Source organism: Mariniphaga sediminis (assembly GCF_003573545.1).
Lineage (GTDB): Bacteria > Bacteroidota > Bacteroidia > Bacteroidales > Prolixibacteraceae > Mariniphaga > Mariniphaga sediminis.
The window spans coordinates 43,669-64,954 of record NZ_QWET01000022.1; the positions used below are offsets into that span (position 1 = coordinate 43,669).

Below are 21,286 nucleotides of genomic sequence, written 5' to 3' on the forward strand. Positions count from 1 at the left end.
AACTGATTGTAAGGGGAGATCATAACTATTTGTATATATATGATATACACGGAAAGGCTTTTCTTCAAAAAAGATCAGTAAAAGAAGGTTTTACCTTTACTTTTCAAAAAGGAGGAGTTTATATCGTTAACTTTGGTACTGAAGCCTTTAAAATATTTGTAAAATAGTTTCTATTTAGGCATTTAAATTTTAAATAACATGTTTACATGGGTTCGCTTAAGAAATTCTAAAAAAATGTTTGTGCTGGCTGCAGATGAGAAATAGCTTTTTAAAAAGTATTTCCTATCTTCCCAAATTTACGGAATGAGGTAACTTGCATCACCTGTCAAAACCGGGGGAGTGCAGGTTTTTTTATTGATTGTCATATTGTAACGAATTTGTATTTACTATGAAAGAACCAGTTAGTGCAGAAGAAAGCGGAAATCAGGAAATAATCAACCGAAGGAAACTTTTTGGGAAATTGGGGATTCTGGTTGGGGGAGGTTTGTTGTCCAACGAAATTTTGGGTGTTCCTTCCGAATTGCCAACGACAGAAGAATCTACTGTTTTTCAGTCTGTATCGTTGAAGAATGCCCGGGAATTGAAGGGGGCCGCCCCGGGTGACATTCTGTTGACTTATGGTTTTTATGAGTTGGGTGATGGCGGTGGAGCCTGCTATCGGATTGTGGAAAAAAACAGCGATATCGAAATAAATCACGGAGATGTGGTTTCCGTTGGCAAGGATCTGGCCGCTGTTCTTATGGCCCGCACAGCGATTAATTATAAGATGTTTGGAGCAGTGGGTGATTCGCATAATGATGACGGGGTACAAATAAATTTAGCGCATGAGTATGCCAATAAATATCATTTGCCCGTTGAGAACATTCACGGAGAATTTTGGATTAAACAAACGCGAAGTATTGATATCAAAACTTCTGTACAATGGGGAACCACTATCTTTCACATCAATGAAAAATACAATGATAAACGGCCGGTATTTCGGGTAACAAGTTATAATTCGCCTAAAGAGATAGAATTAAACTTTTTCCAAAAAAAGGAATTATTGCAGCAGCTTACTCCGGGAGCACAGGAAATTACGGTTTTAAAAGAGTATAATAACCATCTCATTGTCATCCAGGATCAGAGTGACCGAATTGGCTTTCGGGCAGGCAGCCGATACAAAGGCAGATCCTGGGCTAAGGAAGAACTTTTCTATGTGGAGGAGGATGGAAGAATTCTTGGTGACATTGCCTGGAACTTTAAAGATTATACCGACCTGAAAGCCTATCCGGCAGAGAACAGCTACCTTACGCTGGAGGGAGGTTCTTTTTATCTTTCAGGAGATGTTCCTGAGAGTCAAAAGGTAATGTATATCCACAATGGTTTTGTCGTTTCGCGAAGCAGAACAATCATACAGAATCAGTGGGTCGGATTGGAGCCTGAAGCCAGAGATATTTCAATGAATCCCAGAAGCGGATTCTATACGCTGTCTAACGTTTTTGATGTAACCCTTGAAAACATCAGGCTTATTCCCTGGGAACAGAACAGGGAGGGGGAAGACAGAGATGTTCCTGCAGGTACGTATGGCATTGGTGGCAGCAGGTGGTTAAATACTACCTTTCGAAATATAACTGCGGAAGGCACCATGTTGCATTGGGGAGTTTTTGGAACCAATATGAATAAAAATTTCAGGGTGGAAAACTGCCGGCTGAATCGCGTAGATGTGCATTTCCATTGCTGGAACCTGACGATTAAAGATTCCCTTATTGGCAACAGGGGGATTTCTGTAACCGGGGGAGGTGAAATGATTATTGAGAATACAACATGCGAAAACCGGTTTTTTATTAACCTCAGAAGAGACTTTGGTGCTAAATGGGATGGCAGTATTGTGATAAAAAATTGCCGGCTCAAGCCGAAAACAGATTCAGAAACTTTTATACTGTATTCTATGGCAACTGATTTTGATTACGGCTATCCGATTGGATTGGCCAGGTTTCTGTCAGTTGAAGATTTCGTTATCGATTATAAAGGAATACCTGAATGCAAAAAAGAAAGCTGGCTTGTTGGGCTGTCTGGCTTTTCTAAATCGAAAGAAGGGCAGCGATCATTTTTCCCAAGGGAACTGCGATTCCACAATGTTTTTACCGAGGGGCGTGAAAAGGGGGTTCGGTTAATGAAAGCAACTGATCCGCAGGGATACTTGTTGCCTCTTACCGGTTCTTACGATAACTTTTTCTTTCAACCAAATGCACACATGTTTTTTGATAATATTCAGTTAGATGAAGACAGTGGGGGAGAAAATGATTACCATTTGCAACTGAATATGATCTCAGAAGAACCCTATGACAGCTTTTCCCTTTATCCTAAAATACATATTTCCAATTGTAATTCATTGTCCCTGAAGTTAGGAAAGGCGTGTTTTACACTTCTGGTTGAAAACAGCACAGTTCACCGAATCAGCTCGGCAACGGCGGATCCCATGCCCGGCGAAATAGCATTTACAAATTGTAAGTTCTTGCCGGTAATAGATGCTGACAGCAACAAGCCATACCAATTGTCAACGGAATTGGGAACCAGTTTTATGCATTGTGTATTCCACCTGCCCCGTTCCGGTCAGCAAGATATTCATAAGCTTTTATCCCTGATTGACTTTATCCGGATTAATAAATACGTTTTGTATAACCATATTCATTCCAGGTTGGGAAAGGATGTGCAGAATTTTCTTCAGCGCGAAAATATTTCGCTAAAAAGTAATTTCATCCGGATGCTAAAAAGTCACCATGAACTCGAATAAATCTTTCAGGGGAAGAAAATTAAGGAGTTGCTTTTTGGGGTAATTCTAAAGGCCCTGTGTATTGATTTTTAGTAACTCCCTCACCTTCTTCAGTGCGCGGTAGAGCAGGGTGCGTACTGAGGCAACATCGATATCGAGCAGTAGGGCGATTTCATGGTTTTCAAGCCCTTCGGTATATTTTAGATAAATCAGTTCCTGTTGGTGTTCCGTTAAACTGCCAATAGCCTGTTTTATGGTACGTTCAGTTGCTTGTTGCTCTTCAGTAGAAATAATCAGCTGTTCGATCGTATTTTTGGGTAGATCGTCGGAGCCAGGCAGTTGGGCTAAAATCTGTTTTCTCCTTTTTTCTGAACGCAGTTCTTCGAAGAGTTTATTTCGCAGGGATTTGAAAAGGTATATTTGGATATTTGATGTAACAACAAGACTTTTACGTTTTTCAATGAGCTGAATAAATACCTCATGGATGCAGTCTTTGACCAATGCCTCGTCGTTAATAATTTTTAACCCGTAAGAATAGAGATTGTCGGCATATTTGGCATAAATAAGGGTAAGCGCTGAGTCATCCCCGTTTTTGAGGTTATTCCATAAGATATTTTCAGCAGGTTTGTTCATTTAATTTGAAATCCTCATAGGAAAAACACAAAGAAACGGAGCAATTTACCGAATCACGACTATATATATAAGAGATATTTTTGAATTGTACTGAGCCTCTAAATTTGATTTTTTTAGAATAGTTTTTACTTTGTTTTTTGAGTTGAGTAAACCACTTTGAACCAATGTTTTTAACTTGGGGTGTTTTGGTTGTAGTAATGTGCAATCCGGTTCACAGAAGGGTAAAGTTTAGAATGTTTCAATAATAGTAAAGACGATTTTTTAAACAATGGAGTATCCATATATTTCAGGAATTTCTGGTCGGGCTATAAACGGACATTTTTAGCCAATCACCAATGTAAAATGGCTAAGACCTTCAAGAGAAACGAGTTGCCGAAACAATCACTTTAATTGCATATTTTGAGGTGGAAATAAAGCTGCGATTATGCTATATTATGCAGGCAGAAGTTTAATTTTGGGCTGCCATTGCAGGGGGTGGAGCAAATAATATGTACGGACGTCGCGATAAATTAAAAACGATAAATTTTAAAAAATGAAACAGAAATTCAATGACCAGATTTTATTATTGATTTTTTTCCTATTCATTACTTTTTCACTAAACGCACAAGATCCTAACCGGTACAACGATCAGGTTGCCGAACTGGTACAAAAGGAATATAATTTTGATGCCGCAAAAAAGCGGGTAGTGTTTGCCGGAAGCTCCAGTGTGAGGATGTGGAAAGATGTACAGGATTACTATCCTGGTTTTAATGTGGTTAACAATGGTTTTGGTGGTTCACATTTCAGTGATTTATTGTACTTCTACGATAAACTGATTCTGAAACATGACCCCGACATTCTTTTTATTTACGAAGGCGACAATGACATTGCCGGAGATAAAAAGCCAGGCGAAGTTTTCAAGGATGCAAAAGAGTTATTCAGCAGGATTCAGCGGGACCTACCGGAAACGAAGGTCATTTGTATTTCTGCTAAGCCCAGCATAGCACGTGAATCTTTTAAACAGAATTATGAAAAACTAAACCGGAAGCTGGAAAAATATTGCAAACGAAAAGATAATCTTGAATTTGCCGATGTTTGGAACGCCATGCTTGATGAAGACGGAGATGTTTTACAGGATGTTTTTATAAAAGACGGCCTACACATGAACAAAAAGGGCTACGATATTTGGGGTGAAGTGCTTTCGGAGTTTATGAAATAATTCCCCGCATCTGAGTGAGCCATTCATAGGGTAACTTCAGGTTATGCTATGAATGGTTCCCCGGATTGGCATTCAAACCGGAACGATGGAGTAGCAGCTAAGTCATCAACCTTCTGGTTTTATACTCTAGTTTCAGATTTTCGTACGCCTCTTCAGAAATTAACCCTCTGTTTTTTAACCAGTATAAATTGTTCATTTGTATTTCTTCGGGTAGGTCAGGATCTATTTTCCCATATTTCTCAAGCAAAACAGAGCGTGTCCTGTGTATAATCTCTTCAACAAAATTTTCCATTTCTTCTTTTGAAGGACTGTTTAAGAAAAACATAACTTGTGACGATCCTCCAACAAGGTGTAATTCATTTCTTAACGGCGACAGGAATGCTAACAAACCAATTCCACCGCCAACTATAATTCCTAAAACAAGACCAACAATATTGCTGCTTTCACTGCGATTTTCTTCTAATAGGAAACCATATATAGCAATGAGCATTATCGCGAAAAAAACAATGCCGATAATTCTGGGGCCCAGCCGGGAGTGTGTTTTATAAAACTTTTCGTCTCCAAGAAATTCAATGTCAATGGTATATTCATTTTTCTCGCCCATTGACTTTGTTTTAACATGAAGGATATTGTCCTGCAGTTCAAACTCCCTGTAACGGGCTCCTTGTTTTTGTTTTAGTTTCATCCGTTTTAAAATCGATGTTCATTTTATGGTTTCAAATGTAGTTCTTTTCTCCATTTTAACAGGTAGAATGCATGGGTGATGCGGTTTTTAACCGCGTCAGATTCGGTTAATTCCGATTCTCCAATTTAATATTTTGATAGTTTATACTCAAAGTTCATACAACGTGGTTATTAGTTCAGAAATAAAAACACTGTCCGAATAGAACTTTTGTATCTTTAAAATAAAAATGGATGAACAATCAATTTACATTTCAAACAAAGAAAGATCAAATCAAAGAATTCATAAAAGTGTTATTTCTAATGATAATATTATCAATAAGATTGAATATTCAGAACAAACACAATGTCCGCAAACTTTATTAAAGTTTTATTCTTTAAGTGATTATAATATTGACGCACTAATCAATAATTATCTTTTTGCCGCAAATCCTTTGGATTTTAATGATCCATTTGACTGTCCAGTTCAAGTTTGGGATAAGAAAATATTTTCACAACAAACAATGTTTGAAATATTTAATCCATTATTCAAAGAATTATGGAAAACAGACGATAATGAAAATAAAGAACAGTTTTTTAGTATCTTTTTTGGATTTATTGGAATAATTTGTCTTAACAAACCAAAGTTTGAAAATCAGGATTTAATGTGGGGCTATTATTCCAGTCAGAAAGGATTTACAGTTTCTTTTAATAGTAATGAACTTATAAAATCTTGGAACTTGCCTTTTGCAATTGAATATTTGGATAAAAGTCAATTAGATAAATTTAGTATTGAGTCTATGAATGAAAAAGATTTAAATATTGAATTGTTTTCCAGAATACTCAGATGGACAACACAGAAAGATGAAAAGTGGAAAAAGGAAAATGAATGGAGATTTATTTTTATGGATTGTCCTATTGATCCGTTAACTTTTTTGCCCAAAATTGAAGAAAGGAAGAAGTTTTATAATATGGAAGCAATAAAGGAGATTTATCTAGGGTTTAAATTTTTTGAAAAACAATTTTCAGTATTTCAGAATCTAAATCAATTTGTTTACATAACTACAGAAAAAAATAGACTTCAAAATAAATTACTTACATTTCTATCTTTTCCTCAAAAGATAAAGGTCAAGCATATGTGTATGAAAAATGATGAAATTCAACTTTTCCCTAGGGAATGTAGAATATGGAAACGTGATGATGAAAGATTTAAAATTGAATATCTTGAATAAGATAATAAAACCGGCTTCTCTGAAAACTTTGACGCGGTTAAAAACCGCATCTCCCAATTAAAAAGCCGGCTCTTTTCAGAACCGGCTTTCCATCTCATATCTTTGTATTCAATACTTTGTACTAATCTCTCACTACTCTTTACTGAATACTAAAAATCTACTCCTCTTTATACGCTTCAATCAAAATCTCCAGAATTTTCTTTCCTGCTGCGGCCACGCTGGATCCGGGTCCAAAAATAGCCACGGCTCCGGAATCGTAAAGGAACTTGTAATCCTGTGAGGGAATAACGCCTCCTACAATGACCATAATGTCGTCGCGCCCCAGCTTTTTCAGTTCTTCGATAACGGCCGGCACCAGTGTTTTGTGTCCGGCAGCCAGAGAGGAAACACCCAATACATGCACGTCGTTTTCAACGGCTTGTTTGGCGGCCTCTTCCGGAGTCTGGAACAGCGGGCCCACGTCTACATCAAAGCCGAGGTCGGCATAACCTGTTGCTACCACTTTGGCGCCACGGTCGTGACCATCCTGGCCCATTTTGGCTACCATAATGCGCGGCTGGCGACCTTGCATTTCAGCAAATTTTTGCGCCAGTTCCTGTGCTTCCTGGAATTCCGATTTGTTTTTTGCTTCTGATTTATACACGCCTTCAATTGTTCTGATTACTGCTTTGTATCTTCCGGCCACTTTCTCACAGGCATCGGATATCTCGCCCAGGGATGCGCGTTTTTTTGCTGCATCAATGGCTAGCTCCAGTAAATTCCCCTTGCCCGTTTCAGCCGTTTTGGTAATGGCTGCCAGTGCAGCCTGCACTTCTTCTTCGTTTCGTTCAGCCCGCAGTTTTTTCAGTCGTTCAACCTGCGACTGCCTTACTGCAGTGTTGTCGATGTCGAGAATATCAATTGGGTCTTCTTTTTCAAGTCGGTACTTGTTGATTCCTACAATGGTTTGCGTTCCGCTGTCGATTTTTCCCTGTGCACGCGCTGCGGCTTCTTCAATACGCATTTTCGGAACTCCGGTTTCAATGGCCTTGGCCATACCACCCAGTTTTTCTACTTCCTGGATAAGTTCCCAACCTTTATGCGCCAGTTCGTTAGTCAGCGATTCTACATAATACGAACCGGCCCAGGGGTCAAGCGAACGACAGATTTCAGTTTCCATCTGAAGGTGAAGCTGCGTGTTACGGGCAATTCGTGCCGAAAAATCTGTAGGCAGGGCAATCGCCTCGTCCAGTGCGTTGGTGTGCAAACTTTGGGTGTGGCCCAGCGCGGCAGCCATTGCTTCAATGGCGGTACGTCCTACGTTGTTAAACGGGTCCTGTTCGGTAAGTGACCAGCCCGAGGTTTGCGAGTGTGTACGCAATGCCATCGATTTTGGATTTTTCGGATGAAATTCTTTTACGATTTTCGCCCAAAGCATCCTGGCAGCGCGCATTTTGGCAATTTCCATAAAATGGTTCATCCCGATAGCCCAGAAGAACGAAAGCCGCGGTGCAAACGCATCGATGTTAAGCCCGGCTTTGATTCCGGTACGCAGGTAATCCAATCCGTCAGCCAGCGTATAAGCCATCTCGATATCCGCTGTGGCACCGGCTTCCTGCATGTGGTATCCCGAAATGGAAATGGAGTTGAACTTCGGCATGTATTTCGAGGTGAACTCGAAAATATCAGCAATGATTTTCATGGAAAACTCCGGCGGATAAATGTACGTGTTCCGCACCATAAATTCTTTCAGAATATCGTTTTGAATGGTTCCTGAAAGCTGCTCCAGTGTTGCACCCTGTTCGAGGCCTGTAACAATGTAGAAGGCCATAACAGGAAGTACGGCGCCGTTCATGGTCATGGAAACCGACATTTTGTCGAGCGGAATTTCGTCGAACAAAATTTTCATGTCAAGAATGGAGTCGATGGCCACACCGGCTTTTCCCACATCTCCCACAACGCGCGGGTGGTCAGAGTCGTAACCGCGGTGGGTAGCCAGGTCAAACGCTACCGACAATCCTTTCTGTCCGGCAGCCAGGTTGCGGCGGTAAAAGGCGTTTGATTCCTCAGCCGTTGAGAAACCTGCATATTGCCGGATGGTCCATGGGCGCATGGCGTACATGGCAGAGTAAGGTCCCCGTAAAAACGGAGGCAATCCGGCAGCATAAGCCAAATGCTCCATGCCTTCCAGATCTTCTTTGGTGTAAACCGGTTTTACCGGAATCTGTTCCGGAGTCAGCCAGTTTTTTTCAATGTTGTTTTTGGCAACCCACTCCGCAGTATCTTTTTGCGGAAAGGCTGTTTTGATGTTTATATTTTTGAAATCAGGTTTCATTTTTTTTGTTTTTAACACGAAGACACCAGGACACAAAGTTTAAAAATAACCGTTAATTTTGCGTTTAATGCCTTGTTTGATTAATGGAACATTAAAATTAATAAGATATCCTAATTTGATGTTTGCCAGTTTCATATAAGTAAGTAACTGAACTTCATGAACCGGTAGCAAACATTCAACTGCTTTTAATTCAATTATGATGGATTTTTCAACAAGTAAATCAATATAAAAGTCTTTAAGAACAGGTTTCCCTTTGTAGAATACAGGGATTTGCACTTGCCTTTCAACCAGCATATTGCGACTTGTTAGTTCTTCGTAAAGACAAATTTCATAAACCGATTCCAGCAAACCAGGACCGAGTTCAGTATGCACTTCAAATGCTGAATGAACAATTTGTTTCCCGATTCTTTCTATTTCGACTTTTGAAATCATCTTTGTTTAATTTTTAATACGAAGATACTAAGGCACAAAGGTTGGTTAAATGAATATCAGTTTCAACAGTAAATAAGGTGTTTTTTTGTTTGGATTTTCATTTCCAACTTAAAATTAATTTTCGTGCCTTTGTGCCTTTGTGTTTAGATTCCCAGTTCTTCCTGATACGCTTTTAATTCTTCCAGAATATTGCTCTTCATGTGAATGAAGTTTGAAATTCCTTTGGCTTCCAGTTGCGGTTTACATTCCGGATTTCCGGCAACCACCAGGATTTCTTCACCCAGAAGGTCGGCAACTTTTGGGACAATTTCTGCATATTCTTCATCTGAACTGCAAACGACAATAATGTTCGCATTTTTTTCCTTTGCAGCGGCCACGCCGTCTTCTACTGTTTTGAAGCCGTTGTTATCGATAACTTCGAAACCGGCTACAGCAAAAAAGTTAGTGCTGAATTGTGCCCGTGCTTTACGGAAAGCGAGGTTGCCCATGGGAAGCATAAATGCCACGGGGCGTTTGTTCTCTTTGGCGTAAACGTCCGTTTTGTAACGAAGCGCTTCAAAAGGTTGTGCGGCACGGTATGGTTTTAATGTTTCCACTTCAGCGTCTTTTTCAGTAAAGTCAGAAGCCTGGAAAATGGTGTCCTGAAATTCTTCTTTGACCACCTCTGAAAAATTGGGAAACTGGTTTATTCCCAAGATGTTTTCACGGCGAAGGGCTACATTGGTATCCCGTTTGGCTGCCATTGCTTTTATTTCTTCCTGAATGAAACCGTCTTTGAATGCCTGAACAAAATCGCCTTTGTCCTGCACTTCAAGGAACAAATTCCAGGCATGTTCAGCCAGTGAAGCAGTCAGGTTTTCGATGTAGTACGATCCGGCGCCCGGATCGGCAATTTTATCAAGATGCGCTTCCTCTTTCAGTAAGATCTGCTGATTGCGGGCAATGCGTTCGGCAAATTCCGTTGTGTCGCCGAAAATGGCGTTGAACGGCAGCACTGTAATGGAATCGGCGCCACCCAGTACCGCTGACATGGCTTCGGTTTGCGTGCGCAGCATGTTTACGTAAGGATCGTAAAGTGTTTTGTTGTAGGTATTTGTTTCGCTGTGGGCAATCAGCCTGGCCGATTCAATGTTTTGCGGATTAAAAGCCTTTACAATTTGCGCCCAGAGCAGGCGTGCGGCTCGCAGTTTGGCAATTTCCATAAAATAGTTGTTGCCAATACCGAAGTTAAATTTGATATTTTGAGCCACTTCGTCGATGCTTAAACCGGCACCGGTAAGTTTTGTAAGGTATTCCACACCCTGCGCCAGTGCAAAAGCCAGTTCCTGAACAATGGAACCGCCGCTGTTGGCAAAAAACTTTCCGTGAACCCCAATTGTCCTGAAATGGGGGAGATCGGCTGTTTTTTCAACGGCGACCTTTAACTCATCGAAAGCATCCTTTTTCAGGTTGCCCTTCAGTACAAAGGAGCCGATGGGATCCAGCGGCGAAGAGGCGATGATTTTTGTCTTGTTTTCTTTCCTTTCCGAAATATACGCTGCAAAAGGCAAGGCACAGTTGCAGTTGTCGCACGGGCAAACAAAATTGATTTCTGCGGCCTCCAGGCAAATATCTTTCAGCAGCACAGCCAAATCATCTTTGGTTACTTTGGTGTTGCAATCAAAATAAAAACCCAGGGAAGTAACGCCTTTCCCCAAAATGTTCAGCGCCTTTTTGTTGGCTTCAGCAAAGTCTTTCACAAAAATGTCTTGCCGGATGAACCAGTCGTTTCCTGTTTTTTTATTTCCGCGTACGAAAGGAAATTCTCCGGGCAGGGATTCTAAATAATCCAAACTCCCAAGGTTTTCCCCGCGATAATAGGGGCGCACGTTAATTCCTTCGTAGGTTTTCCAAACGAGCGCCCTGTCATAATCTTTGCCTTTTAAATCAGCATTAATTTTCCCTTCCCATTCATCGGTTGTAACGGGAGGAAAATCTGAAAAAAGCTTTTGGTTTATATCTGTCATGTTGATACTTATTTAAAAAAATCGAACTGCAAAATTAGCCTATTTACGAGATTGAACCTTAGAAATCAGTGGGTTTTTAGGAAATATTAAGAAAAATCATGTTTTTGAGGCGGATATGTAAAATTATTCTTACCTGGTTTCATTTTTGTCTCCAGGCAAGCACTTTTTTGTAACTCAATGATAATAACAGCAGACCGGTTTGCGTGCCGTCGATCCGCAATTGATAATGTCATACAAATGCCTGTTCCTGTATTTGTATAACATTGTCTTATGATTTTTTTGATTCGCCTCATCACATACCAAAAGTTGTAAGTGTATTTCGATCATAAATAAATAATTCAGTATTAACAAATTTTAACATTTATATTAATTTATTGATAATAAGCTATTTGTTGTTATTTGTAATATCATTGTGAAATTTATTTTATAATTCTGTAAACAAAAATAGTGTTTAATTTTTTATTTAATGTGTTAGACAAAATGAAAACAAAAAAACAGTTCAGAAGCAGAAAACAAATTGAAAATTAAAAATTTAACATCATGAAAACGAAATTTAAAACTATTCCAATGTTATTGATTGCAGCAGCTTTCTTTTTTACTGCATGCAACGATGAGGATGAAACTCCGGTAATGGAATCAAAAAACATTGTTGAAGTGGCGGCTGATGCCGGGAACTTCAGTACTCTGATTGCAGCTGCTCAAAAAGCAGGACTTGCAGAGTTTTTGAGTACCGAAAACAATTTGACGGTTTTTGCTCCCACCGATGCAGCTTTTGCTGCGCTTTTGAGTGACCTCGGGCTTTCGTCACTCGATGATATTCCGGTAGCCGACTTGACGCAGATTTTATCTTACCACGTAATCGGTGCCAAAGTGATGTCGGCTGATTTAAGCACAGGCTATGTTTCTACACTGGCCAGCTTCGACAACAGCCCGGTTTCCATGTATGTTACCGTGGAAAACACGGTTTCCATAAATGGCAACATTTCGGTAACCACGGCCGATGTTGAGGCTGAAAACGGCGTTATTCATGTGGTAGATAAGGTTATTTTGCCGCCGACGGTAGTAAACATTGCGCTGGCCAACGAAAATTTTACCACTCTGGTTCAGGCGGTTGTAAAAGCCGGGTTGGTTGATGCATTGAGCGCCGACGGACCGTTTACGGTATTTGCACCAACCAATGCAGCTTTCGATGCACTGTTTGCACAGCTTGGAATTTCAGGAATCGATGATTTAACCGCCGAACAACTGATCCCCATTTTGACGTACCACGTTGTTTCCGGAAACGTTGTTTCAACGGAACTTTCCAGCGGAGAGGTAGAAACGTTGAATGGAAAAAATCTTTCGGTTGACCTGTCGGCCGGAGTGAAAATAAACGAAAGCGAAGTGGTTGCTGCCGATATTCAAGGTTCAAACGGTGTAATTCACGTGATTGACCAGGTTTTACTTCCCGAATAATTTCAAAATTGAAATATTTATAAACAATTAAAATGGAACAAAATGAAAACAAAAATGAGAAACATCGCAATGGCAGTGGCGCTGACAGTTGGAGTAACTTCAGTAACTGCTTCACAATTCAATGACGCAGAATGGGTATTGAATACCGCAGAGAGAACAATGGAAATGGAAGGCAGGATGCCGGATGCCAGCCTTTTTGGCACTGACGATTCGAAAACTGCCAACTCAACCGTAGTAGAAATTGCAGTGGGAAATCCCGATTTCTCCATTCTGGTGGAAGCGGTAACCAAGGCCGGTTTGGCCGAAGCTTTGAGCGCCGACGGACCGTTTACCGTTTTTGCTCCCACCAACGATGCATTTAAAAGCCTGTTTAGTAAATTGGGAGTTTCGGGTGTAAAAGACCTGACCGCCGAGCAACTTACTCCGATTTTGACTTACCACGTGGTTTCAGGAAAAGTAATGTCAACCGACTTGTCAAATACTTCGGCGGCCACACTTAACGGGCAGAAAATCAAAATTGACCTTTCGTCGGGTGTAAAAATCAACGACAGCAAAGTGGTTGCCGCCGACATCGAAGGTAAAAACGGTGTCATTCATGTAATTGACAGCGTGTTACTCCCTGAATAATTATAAGAAAGTTATGGTATCACTTTAGGTGATGCTGTGACTTTTTAGAAAAAATACGCCATGAAACAAGCCGTGAGGCTACATATCAACAAATTATACAACGTGTTTTGGCAAGTTCCATCGAATGAGATGAGAACATACCGGCTTCGGAAGGAGCCGGTTTGCTTTTTACCCTAAAATATATTGTGTTACCTGGCATCTTTTTTCCAGCTTCCCGCCTAAAAACTTTCTTCTATGTTATTCTCCCGGAATGATGCTCGTTAGAACGGGTTGAATAATTGCAGCGAAATAGATAAATATCAGCAATGTCTCTCTGTTAATTATGGTACGTTTTTCATTATTTATTAGAGGATTTATAACATGATTGTGGAGCACGAAGTTGTTATCAGTCTGTTTGGAACAGCGCTGAAAAAGTAATCTATTTCCGAGGCTTTATAATCAGGCGCAGCGACAGGTTGTAGGTGAAATAATTGGAAACCCAGTTTGTGAAAATAAAAAACTTGTTTTTGATCCCGAGGATGCTCATCAGGTGGACAAACATCCAGGTGAACCAGGCAAAAAAACCACCGAATTTCAGGAAAGACAGTTCTACAACAGCCAGGTTTCGCCCCACTGTGGCCATGGTGCCTTTGTCTTTGTATTGAAAGGATCTGGGCTGTTTCCCCTCCCTTTTCCGCAGAAGGTTTTGCGCCAGGTTTTCTGCCTGCTGTATGGCGGCTGGTGCCACCTGCGGGTGTCCGTTTGGGAATGACGGTAAAATCATGGCAGCAATATCGCCCAGTGCATAAACATGATCTACGCCTTTTACTTCACTGAATTCATTTACCCGGATTCTTCCGTTGGGCATGAGGGCTTTTTCAGGTAGTCCTTTTAACGGCCTGCCTTTCATTCCGGCTGCCCAAACTACATTGGAGCTGAGAATTTTTCCTGCATCTGTTACAACTGTTTTCCCGTCGTAAGATTCTACCCGGGTATTTAGCAAGACCTTCACACCCAGCTTGTGCAGGTATTTTTTTGCCTTTTCAGATGAAAAAGCAGACATTGAACCCAGTAACCGGTCGGCTGCTTCAATAAGAAAAATATTCATTTTCGTGAAGTCGAGTTCCGGATACTCTTTGGGTAAAATAGTGTTTCGAAGCTCTGCAATGGCACCGGCAAGCTCAACCCCCGTGGGGCCTCCCCCGGCAATGGCAATATTCAGCGCCGCTTCACGCTCCTGTTCGTCGGCCGATCCCAGCGCATTTTCGTAATTTTTCAGTAGCTGGTTCCGGATATACAATGCTTCGGCAACTGTTTTTAACCCGATACTGTTTTCCTCCAATTGCCGGTTTCCAAAAAAGTTGGAGGTAGTTCCAATGGAAATCACCAGCTTGTCATATCGAAAACGTCCTTTCCCGGTATGCACCATTTGGGTTTCCGTGTCGATTTTTTCTATCTCGGCAATCCGGATAAAAACATTCTTTTTCTTTTGAAATATTTTACGGATGGGGAAACTGATGCTGCTGGGTTCGAGGCCGGCAGTGGCAACCTGGTAGAGCAAAGGCTGAAATTGATGGTAGTTGTTACGGTCGATAATTAAGAGCTGGGTTTTGTCATCGGCAGCTAAAAGCCGGGCCAGTTTCAAACCGCCAAAACCAGCACCCAGAATAACAATGCGTTGTTGCCCGGGTATGGTTTCCGGGATGTTTAGATCAATTTTTTCTTCCATTTTCCGGCGTATTAAAAGATGTCTGGGATTCCCGCCGAAATGGATGATAGTTACAGGAACGTTCCGGTGTCAATCCATTCCACCTGTACAATCCAGGCAGGCCAGTGCGTAACTGTCATATTCATCAAAAGCGGGGCCGGGCTTTCCGTTAAAAACGATAATACGGTCGAGCCTTATTTTTTTCCCGTTTTCAAGAGAAACAAATTCACCCTGTTTTGGTTTTACCGTTATTTCTTTAATTCTGCCTTTTGCATTTCTCAAGGTGGTTCCGCTTTCAAAATAATGAATGGATGCAGTGCTTTTCTCCAAAATCGCTTCTTCAATTATTTCGTAATAATCAGGGTCAACCGGTAAATACCTCGCTTCCATTTTTTAATGCTTTAAATGTGAACTTTTGAATAACCTTACGGTGTAGTAACCCGTGTAAATCAATGTAGCTACTTTCAGCAATTCAACAACTCCAAAGATGAGGTGTGCAGATGATTCCCCGGGTATATTTCCTGCAATTATCTGTTCGGCCCTGCGAGTTAATTCAGGAAGCAGCCAAAGAGTCTGGATAAGTAAAGCTGCCGGGATGATTGAGGATATGTAAAAGAATTTTTTGGGAAATTTTTTTGCGTGGCGGATGGTCAGAACAATGAGTAACGATAAAAGCACCCATTCGATCCGGTTCAAAACGGTAAAAACCAATTTGCCAATGCTTAGCCCAATGGGCAACGTAACTCCCGGCGCCTGAAATTTTAGCCAGGCCTCAAAAAAACTAATAGAAGCAACGAACCCTGCCCAAAAGAACAGGATTCCTGCAAATATTGCCGGCGTTCTCCCCATCACCTAAAAATTTTCTTCCAGTATTTTTGCTTTCGGGAAAAGGATGTTGTTTTCCAGATGGATATGACGGTGCAAGTCTTTTTCGAAATCTGCCAACTGTTTCAGGGTAACCTCGTACGTGGTACACCCATCTTCCGGAATCTGGTAATTGTTGGTCAGCTTTGAAATCCGTTCATACCTTTCCCCTTCATTCTCATGTTCCGCCATCATTGCTGAAATTGGGTTGGCAACCGTTCCAAACGGTGGTGACGGAAGGTCCTTGTTTTCCTTTTTTGCCTGTTCCATTTGTTTGACGTAGGGGAACAGTAAAAGTTCTTCCTTTTGCATATGCATGGTTAATTCACCTGCTGACTGATAAAATTCATCTCTGACTTCAACAAGTTCCGGGTGATTGGCACCATGAACTTCGGCAATTTTATCGAGGTTTTGTTTTAAAAAGGGAATGTTCTTCTGTACGTAAGAGTGGTGGCGGTTTACAATGTAATCGGCCAGAACTCCCAAATCCAGGTTGTTAATGTATTCGGTATCCGGATCTGATTCCCGCAGCACATGTTCCAGTTGATCGATCAGCGATTCCATTTCAACTCCCGCTTTGGCACACGCCTCCGAAACAGACTGATTCCCTCCGCAGCAGTAATCTATTTTATTGGCCTGAAATGTGGTAGCGGCCTTAAAATTGGTTTTTACAATTTCTCCCACCGGAGTATCTGATGTAATTTTCATAACGATATTGCTTTATTATTTAACTGGCTCAAAGATATAAATTATTTACTAATGGACAAAAAGGTCTTTTGGTTATTTTAATGAAGGTTCACAAAATATCCGGATTAAATGTTTCGGAAAGGAATGAGTATATCTAAAAGAAATGCCGGCCAGTTCAGTGGCAGATTATCTGTTTACAAGAAGATAGGCGCCAAATGAAGTATTGTTATCTGCTGGTGTCAACGGGAAAAAGCCTGATTCAATGTGGTTGCCGGCAAATTGGATAGGATATTTTGTTTCCATTTCTTTCTGAAAAGTATAAAATGGCTTTCCTGGTTGATAGAAAATATTGAACACTCCTTTTTTCCCGGGTGAAGGTAAGTTTTCGAGATGAAGAGAAAGTAGTCCCATGTTTTGCCGCACATTGATTTCGAGGCACGGGTTTACGCGGAGTCTGTCGTTTGCATCCCGGAAGATGAGGGTGTCCACTCCAAAGTTTCCTTCGTATATTCTTGCCAGGAGACTGTTTTCGAGTGCATTAATTAAAGGATTTATCAGCATGTTAGATAGTGAGCTGGCAAACGAAACAACCTCTGACGCAATCTTTTCCGGACCTTTGTCAGGCCAGCCGTTCAAAAAGTTTCCCTGGTATTGCCCCTTTTTGTCTGTTAAAAAGCGGCTCACTCCTTTAAATTGAATTTTCCCCTTTTTTATTTCAAACTGAAAGGCAACATCCAGTACTTTTTCCAGATAGGGTTCGGCCATGGCGTATCCCTGTTCCTTAATTATTCCGAGAAGTTTTTCCCAGACTTTTGGGGCCACCGGTGTTTTTGTGACACGTTGTAATCCGCGTCCCGAGCTGCTCCATGGCGCTTTAACCATAAGTTTGCCCCACCGGTTCAGCAGGGTTTCCAGTTCCTGCTTTGTTTGACAAACTTCAGGCAACTCATGTGGTTGCAGAACCTTTTCGGGAGGCAAGCCCGGTAATATTGATTTTAGAACTTCCAGGGCAAACTTTTTGGAATAAATTTCCCGGTATTCAGGTTTCCATTCTGCAACAGGAGAGTTTTTAAACGCTTGCGAGCAAGAGGGCTTTAGTGGCCTGAGCAGGCGATGTGCTGCCGGGCTCCATCCCCAGGGAATTAGCTTTCCTTTGGGTTTTTGAATGAAGGCAGTATCCGTTGCCATTTCTTTCAGCAATACAAACCGGGGCGGGGTTATTCCTGCCCTGCCAAGCCGTTCGGTAAAATCGGCCGGGGGCATTTTTTTTACGAGGATCACATCCTGCGGACGGGCAAAAAAGAGGGGAAGGGCGCCAAGATCCTCTTCCATTTTCTGCAACAACCGGTTGGGTTGCCACGATGTATGCCCGTTGGCAACGGCATATTCGCAGGTGGGATTAAAAAGGTAAATATCCGGTAAATTCTCAGTCATACTTTTTTCATCGCCAAAATTATAAATTTGTAGGCTGGTTTAAAATAAAAGCAAAAATGGATATTACTTTATTGAATTTGAATACGCCCCTGGAATTCATCAATCAGGCCATGAAAAAAAGTTTGATTGGCAATCTGGGAATTGAGTTTGTAAAAATAGCAGAAGGCCTGGTGGAGGGATTTTTGCCTCTTTCGGAAAAAAATAGTCGACCCGACGGCATTTTGCATGGCGGCGCTAACCTGGCTTTTGCGGAAACCCTGGCCGGGCTGGGAAGTATGCTTCTGGTCGATTTAAAAGAGTTCGATGTTTTGGGGACGCAGGTTTCAGGAAATCATACCGGCATTTTATCGGAAGGGAAAGCCCTGGGCGAAGCAAAAATTATTCATAGAGGAAACAAGACACATATATGGAATGTTGATGTTAAGAATGAAGAAGGCCGGCTAATCTCAACCGTCCGTGTGACAAATATGATTGTGAAAAGGAATGACTGATACGAAAGACTTTGCTTTATTTATTGACGGGCTGCTTGCAAAAAATTGCCCTTTTGCTATCTGGTCCGTGCCGGGAAGCAACACTCCGGAAATTCTTATTGCCGAGAAGGAAGGAGTTATTCATCTGAAAGAATTCAATAAACTGAACGGGGAGGAAGGGTTTGTTTTTGCCCCTTATCAAATAACCGAGCATTCTCCGCTGGTACTTTTAAAGCCGGGTATTTATAAAAAAGGACTTTCTGAAATTTTAAAAATTGATTGTCATAGCATTCCGGAAGAGCCGGTTAAGGAGGTGGTGCCGGAAGAACCGTTTATCATTTCAAAAGATGAATATTTAAAAGATATTGAGGATACCATAGATGTAATTAAAAACACCAAGCTGGCCAAAGTAATTGTATCGCGGCTGCTCCCATACAACAGGACAAGTGAGTCGATTGGTGAAATTTACCTGCAGCTTTTTCAGCAAACACCCAATGCATTTGTTTATCTGGTCAATCTTCCGGCGAACGGACAGGGGCAGGCAAAAGCCGGATTATGGATGGGCGCTACGCCCGAAGTGCTGCTGAAATCGGAAGGGAAAATGCTGGAAACGGTTTCGCTGGCAGGGACACAATTGCGCCGCCCGGTTGACGACTACAGCTGGTACACAAAAGAAATTGAAGAGCAGGCGTTTGTGTCACGCTACCTGCTTGATGTTTTTTACCGGTTCAACATTCATCCTTATACCACACAAGGGCCGGAAACACTGGAGAGCGGAAAAGTAGCACATCTTGCCACCAGTTTCCGGTTTGCTGCCAAAAAGCTGGCATCCAATCTGGGTGATTTTGTTGCAGAACTGCATCCGACTCCCGCAGTTTGCGGATATCCCAAATTGAAGGCGGCCAAATTTATCACGAAAATTGAGAAGCATGATCGCCGGTATTATACCGGTTATCTGGGCCCCTGGAGATTGAACGGGGATGTGGGATTATTTGTAAATTTGCGCTGTATGGAAATTATGCCGGAACAGTATATTTTATATTCCGGTGGCGGAATCACTTCCCGGTCGGTGCCTGAAGATGAATGGGAAGAAATAAATAAAAAGGCAACCACGTTGCTATCAGCCATTGAGGCAGTGCAAAACAGATGATTTCAACTAAAAAACATATTCAGCAGCTGGCCGCTATTTTGCGTGCGAAAGGAACAGCGGATGTGGTTATTTCGCCGGGTTCACGTAGCGGCCCGCTTACCCATACCTTTGTTTCCAGTGGTTATTTTACATGCTGCAGTGTGGTAGACGAACGCAGTGCAGGCTATTTTGCAATTGGTCTGGCTCAGGCAAAGCAAAAACCGGTAGTGCTCGTTTGTAGTTCCGGAACGGCTTCGCTCAATTATGCACCGGCAGTGGCGGAGGCGTATTACCAGAATATTCCGCTGATTGTACTCACAGCCGACCGTCCGGACTACTGGATTGACCAGGGTGAGAACCAAACCATCCGGCAACATCACATTTACCGTGATTTCTGTAAAAAAGAAATTACATTGCCCATGGGCGAATCGGAGAAAGAACTTTGGTTTGCAGGGCGAATGATGAATGAAACGCTGAATACGGCTGTTTCAGGAGCGCCTGGTCCGGTACACATAAACATTCCGCTGGAAGAGCCGCTTCATGATTTGATGGACGAAGATTTACCCCCGGTAAAAATTATTGAGGTCACGGATACAGAGACTTTTTTGCCGGAAAGTGAACAGGAAAAACTGGCGGCCGTTTTTAATAAGGCTGAAAAAATTCTCATTCTGGCAGGCCAGCAAAATCACAATCCCGGGCTCGAAAAGATTTTAGCAGGGTTGGTTAAAAGAACAGGAGCTGTGGTTTTGAAAGAACATTTGGCCAACCTGAACAATCCGCATTTTTGCAGCCATGTGGATATTTTAATGACATCGCTGCTTTCCGAAAACAGCGTTGATTTTCAACCCGATTTACTCATCAGTTTCGGAGGAGCATTTGTTTCCAAACCGCTAAAACAGTTTTTGAGGAAAAACAGGCCTGAACATCACTGGCACCTGAGTGAGGCGGGGCAATATTACGATACTTACCAGTCGCTTACCCGTGTTATAAATATGAAGACGGCAACATTTTTCGGGCAACTTTCTGAGTTGTCCGTTCCAATGAACAGAGACTTTTTTCAGCGTTGGAAAGAGAAAGAACAGCAGGTGAGCCAAATGCGTGATACCTTTATTTTGGAAACGAACTTTTGCGATTTGAAGGTATTTGATTTCATTCGAAAAAGTATTCCTGAAAACTCGGTCCTGCATTTGGGAAACAGTTCACCGGTTCGTTATGCGCTCCTTTGCGATGCTTCCAAGGAAGTTGAATATTTTGGAAACAGGGGCACCAGTGGAATCGACGGTTCATTGTCGACCGCGGTGGGTTTTGCTTGCGAATCGAAAAAAATAAACACGGTCATCCTCGGAGACCTGGCGTTTTTCTATGATTCCAATGCGCTTTGGAATAAATACATTGGGGTAAACCTCCGCATCGTTGTCATTCACAACGGTGGGGGAAATATCTTCAGCATGATAAAAGGGCCGGGTGAGTCGCCGGCATTTAAAGAGTACTTTTTTACCGAAAATAAATACAGCGCCGCAGGAATTGCCAATACGTTCGGTATTGATTATTTTAAAGCTGAAAATGAAACCGAATTGGAAGAGGCGCTGCAAAAATTTTATGCACCGGAGCAGAAAAAGGCCGCCATCCTGGAGATTTTTACGGAGGCAGATGAAAACAGTAGAGCATTCCGGGAGCTGTTTAAATATGTAAAAACAAAATAAATT

At 41.7% G+C, this 21,286-nt stretch carries 18 protein-coding genes; 8 read left to right on the forward strand and 10 right to left on the reverse strand.

What is annotated here, in order from left to right:
• Nucleotides 1–388 precede the first annotated feature (388 nt).
• The gene (locus D1164_RS20290; RefSeq protein WP_119351736.1) at nt 389–2,773 is read left to right on the forward strand and encodes a hypothetical protein; all 2,385 of its coding nucleotides are present in this window, start codon (nt 389–391) and stop codon (nt 2,771–2,773) included.
• A gap of 45 nt (nt 2,774–2,818) precedes the next feature.
• On the opposite strand, the gene D1164_RS20295 is transcribed toward D1164_RS20290, so the two are convergent.
• The gene (locus D1164_RS20295; protein ID WP_119351737.1) at nt 2,819–3,385 is read right to left on the reverse strand and encodes an RNA polymerase sigma factor; all 567 of its coding nucleotides are present in this window, start codon (nt 3,383–3,385) and stop codon (nt 2,819–2,821) included.
• A gap of 532 nt (nt 3,386–3,917) precedes the next feature.
• On the opposite strand from D1164_RS20295, the gene D1164_RS20300 reads away from it, so the two are divergent.
• Nucleotides 3,918–4,583, forward strand: coding sequence for a GDSL-type esterase/lipase family protein (locus tag D1164_RS20300; protein ID WP_119351738.1), 666 nt, complete (start codon nt 3,918–3,920; stop codon nt 4,581–4,583).
• 97 nt (nt 4,584–4,680) lie between these two features.
• On the opposite strand, the gene D1164_RS20305 is transcribed toward D1164_RS20300, so the two are convergent.
• Entirely contained in the window at nt 4,681–5,268 is a 588-nt protein-coding gene (locus D1164_RS20305) for a hypothetical protein (RefSeq protein ID WP_119351739.1), read from the reverse strand.
• Between the two features lie 226 nt (nt 5,269–5,494).
• Between D1164_RS20305 and D1164_RS20310 the strand changes: the two genes are divergently transcribed.
• Entirely contained in the window at nt 5,495–6,475 is a 981-nt protein-coding gene (locus tag D1164_RS20310; protein WP_119351740.1) for a DUF2971 domain-containing protein, read from the forward strand.
• 157 nt (nt 6,476–6,632) lie between these two features.
• Here D1164_RS20310 and scpA read toward each other — a convergent pair whose 3' ends face one another.
• The 3 genes from scpA to D1164_RS20325 form a co-directional block, all read right to left on the reverse strand.
• Nucleotides 6,633–8,789 carry a methylmalonyl-CoA mutase gene (gene scpA / locus D1164_RS20315; protein ID WP_119351772.1) on the reverse strand — a complete coding sequence of 719 codons (2,157 nt, stop codon included), beginning with the start codon at nt 8,787–8,789 and terminating at the stop codon, nt 6,633–6,635.
• Nucleotides 8,790–8,828: 39 nt separating this feature from the next.
• Nucleotides 8,829–9,221: a GxxExxY protein gene (locus D1164_RS20320; protein WP_119351741.1), complete on the reverse strand. Its 393-nt coding sequence runs from the start codon at nt 9,219–9,221 to the stop codon at nt 8,829–8,831.
• A gap of 143 nt (nt 9,222–9,364) precedes the next feature.
• Complete coding sequence (locus tag D1164_RS20325) at nt 9,365–11,227, reverse strand: methylmalonyl-CoA mutase family protein (RefSeq protein WP_119351742.1); 1,863 nt, start codon at nt 11,225–11,227, stop codon at nt 9,365–9,367.
• Nucleotides 11,228–11,767: 540 nt separating this feature from the next.
• Here D1164_RS20325 and D1164_RS23925 point away from each other — a divergent pair.
• The gene (locus D1164_RS23925) at nt 11,768–12,682 is read left to right on the forward strand and encodes a fasciclin domain-containing protein (RefSeq protein ID WP_119351743.1); all 915 of its coding nucleotides are present in this window, start codon (nt 11,768–11,770) and stop codon (nt 12,680–12,682) included.
• Nucleotides 12,683–12,724: 42 nt separating this feature from the next.
• Entirely contained in the window at nt 12,725–13,309 is a 585-nt protein-coding gene (locus D1164_RS20335; RefSeq protein ID WP_119351744.1) for a fasciclin domain-containing protein, read from the forward strand.
• A 418-nt stretch (nt 13,310–13,727) separates the two neighbouring features.
• Here the strand turns inward: D1164_RS20335 and D1164_RS20340 are convergent, their stop codons facing one another.
• From D1164_RS20340 to D1164_RS20360, 5 genes are all read right to left on the reverse strand, one after another.
• Nucleotides 13,728–15,017 (reverse strand): NAD(P)/FAD-dependent oxidoreductase, encoded by a 1,290-nt coding sequence (locus D1164_RS20340; protein WP_119351745.1) that lies wholly within the window; start codon nt 15,015–15,017, stop codon nt 13,728–13,730.
• Nucleotides 15,018–15,086: 69 nt separating this feature from the next.
• Nucleotides 15,087–15,386 (reverse strand): hypothetical protein, encoded by a 300-nt coding sequence (locus D1164_RS20345; RefSeq protein ID WP_119351746.1) that lies wholly within the window; start codon nt 15,384–15,386, stop codon nt 15,087–15,089.
• Between the two features lie 3 nt (nt 15,387–15,389).
• Complete coding sequence (locus tag D1164_RS20350; RefSeq protein WP_119351747.1) at nt 15,390–15,845, reverse strand: hypothetical protein; 456 nt, start codon at nt 15,843–15,845, stop codon at nt 15,390–15,392.
• Nucleotides 15,846–15,848: 3 nt separating this feature from the next.
• The gene (gene ric / locus D1164_RS20355) at nt 15,849–16,568 is read right to left on the reverse strand and encodes an iron-sulfur cluster repair di-iron protein (protein ID WP_119351748.1); all 720 of its coding nucleotides are present in this window, start codon (nt 16,566–16,568) and stop codon (nt 15,849–15,851) included.
• A 165-nt stretch (nt 16,569–16,733) separates the two neighbouring features.
• Entirely contained in the window at nt 16,734–17,981 is a 1,248-nt protein-coding gene (locus D1164_RS20360) for a hypothetical protein (RefSeq protein WP_119351749.1), read from the reverse strand.
• Between the two features lie 56 nt (nt 17,982–18,037).
• Between D1164_RS20360 and D1164_RS20365 the strand changes: the two genes are divergently transcribed.
• Genes D1164_RS20365 through menD form a run of 3 tightly spaced genes read left to right on the forward strand, consistent with a single transcriptional unit; the run spans nt 18,038 to nt 21,283 of the window.
• A complete protein-coding gene (locus D1164_RS20365) occupies nt 18,038–18,472 on the forward strand; it encodes a PaaI family thioesterase (protein ID WP_119351750.1) in 435 nt (144 codons plus the stop codon).
• Nucleotides 18,465–19,601, forward strand: a complete 1,137-nt coding sequence (locus D1164_RS20370; RefSeq protein WP_119351751.1) for a chorismate-binding protein — start codon at nt 18,465–18,467, stop codon at nt 19,599–19,601. Before D1164_RS20365 ends, D1164_RS20370 begins: the two co-directional genes overlap by 8 nt.
• Nucleotides 19,598–21,283: a 2-succinyl-5-enolpyruvyl-6-hydroxy-3-cyclohexene-1-carboxylic-acid synthase gene (gene menD / locus D1164_RS20375; RefSeq protein ID WP_119351752.1), complete on the forward strand. Its 1,686-nt coding sequence runs from the start codon at nt 19,598–19,600 to the stop codon at nt 21,281–21,283. The genes D1164_RS20370 and menD overlap by 4 nt, the downstream gene beginning before the upstream one ends.
• Nucleotides 21,284–21,286: the final 3 nt, after the last annotated feature.

Excerpts from the sequence above, each read along its gene's own strand:
- D1164_RS20305 (WP_119351739.1), bottom strand. The coding sequence starts at position 5,268 with ATGAAACTAAAACAAAAACAAGGAGCCCGTTACAGGGAGTTTGAACTG.
- D1164_RS20325 (WP_119351742.1), bottom strand. The coding sequence starts at position 11,227 with ATGACAGATATAAACCAAAAGCTTTTTTCAGATTTTCCTCCCGTTACA.
- D1164_RS20345 (WP_119351746.1), bottom strand. The coding sequence starts at position 15,386 with ATGGAAGCGAGGTATTTACCGGTTGACCCTGATTATTACGAAATAATT.
- D1164_RS20320 (WP_119351741.1), bottom strand. The coding sequence starts at position 9,221 with ATGATTTCAAAAGTCGAAATAGAAAGAATCGGGAAACAAATTGTTCAT.
- D1164_RS20295 (WP_119351737.1), bottom strand. The coding sequence starts at position 3,385 with ATGAACAAACCTGCTGAAAATATCTTATGGAATAACCTCAAAAACGGG.
- D1164_RS20350 (WP_119351747.1), bottom strand. The coding sequence starts at position 15,845 with ATGGGGAGAACGCCGGCAATATTTGCAGGAATCCTGTTCTTTTGGGCA.
- D1164_RS20290 (WP_119351736.1), top strand. The coding sequence starts at position 389 with ATGAAAGAACCAGTTAGTGCAGAAGAAAGCGGAAATCAGGAAATAATC.
- D1164_RS20300 (WP_119351738.1), top strand. The coding sequence starts at position 3,918 with ATGAAACAGAAATTCAATGACCAGATTTTATTATTGATTTTTTTCCTA.
- menD (WP_119351752.1), top strand. The coding sequence starts at position 19,598 with ATGATTTCAACTAAAAAACATATTCAGCAGCTGGCCGCTATTTTGCGT.
- D1164_RS20310 (WP_119351740.1), top strand. The coding sequence starts at position 5,495 with ATGGATGAACAATCAATTTACATTTCAAACAAAGAAAGATCAAATCAA.
- D1164_RS20365 (WP_119351750.1), top strand. The coding sequence starts at position 18,038 with ATGGATATTACTTTATTGAATTTGAATACGCCCCTGGAATTCATCAAT.
- D1164_RS20360 (WP_119351749.1), bottom strand. The coding sequence starts at position 17,981 with ATGACTGAGAATTTACCGGATATTTACCTTTTTAATCCCACCTGCGAA.
- D1164_RS23925 (WP_119351743.1), top strand. The coding sequence starts at position 11,768 with ATGAAAACGAAATTTAAAACTATTCCAATGTTATTGATTGCAGCAGCT.
- scpA (WP_119351772.1), bottom strand. The coding sequence starts at position 8,789 with ATGAAACCTGATTTCAAAAATATAAACATCAAAACAGCCTTTCCGCAA.
- D1164_RS20340 (WP_119351745.1), bottom strand. The coding sequence starts at position 15,017 with ATGGAAGAAAAAATTGATCTAAACATCCCGGAAACCATACCCGGGCAA.
- D1164_RS20335 (WP_119351744.1), top strand. The coding sequence starts at position 12,725 with ATGAAAACAAAAATGAGAAACATCGCAATGGCAGTGGCGCTGACAGTT.
- D1164_RS20370 (WP_119351751.1), top strand. The coding sequence starts at position 18,465 with ATGACTGATACGAAAGACTTTGCTTTATTTATTGACGGGCTGCTTGCA.
- ric (WP_119351748.1), bottom strand. The coding sequence starts at position 16,568 with ATGAAAATTACATCAGATACTCCGGTGGGAGAAATTGTAAAAACCAAT.